The following is a 287-nucleotide window of genomic DNA, read 5'->3' as shown; positions in this document are numbered from 1 at the left end:
CCTTTGCCGACCGCCGCTAACATCGCTTCACCCTCTTTTTCAAGAATGCGTTTGATATCAGCATTTTTACCGCGTTTACCTGCGGTCACTTCGGTCAGCTCAAGCGGCATATCTTTCGGGAAGCGGCGCAGATATTCCATAAAACCGGTCTGCACCCAGTCAGGCATTTTCGTGCCGACGGCAACAAGTTGCAGTTTCACCGATTAGCCCCAGAGTTTTTCCAGCTCATACAGCTGGCGACTCTCTTCCTGCATCACATGCACGATGACATCACCCAGATCGACCAC

General features: G+C 51.9%; 2 protein-coding genes. Both read right to left on the bottom strand.

The genetic code is table 11. The annotated features are described in order from the left end of the window. Positions 1 to 200 (bottom strand): 23S rRNA (pseudouridine(1915)-N(3))-methyltransferase RlmH (locus SB756_RS29365; protein ID WP_410913069.1); only part of this gene is annotated, 200 nt, incomplete at its 3' end. A 3-nt stretch (positions 201 to 203) separates the two neighbouring features. Beyond that, positions 204 to 287, bottom strand: a complete 84-nt coding sequence (locus SB756_RS29360; RefSeq protein ID WP_410913071.1) for an RsfS/YbeB/iojap family protein — start codon at positions 285 to 287, stop codon at positions 204 to 206.

The organism is Pseudomonas sp. SIMBA_068 (assembly GCF_046534705.1).
GTDB lineage: Bacteria > Pseudomonadota > Gammaproteobacteria > Pseudomonadales > Pseudomonadaceae > Aquipseudomonas > Aquipseudomonas putida.
Note: the sequence above shows the minus strand (reverse complement) of the source record. Positions and strands in the feature narration are given on the sequence as shown.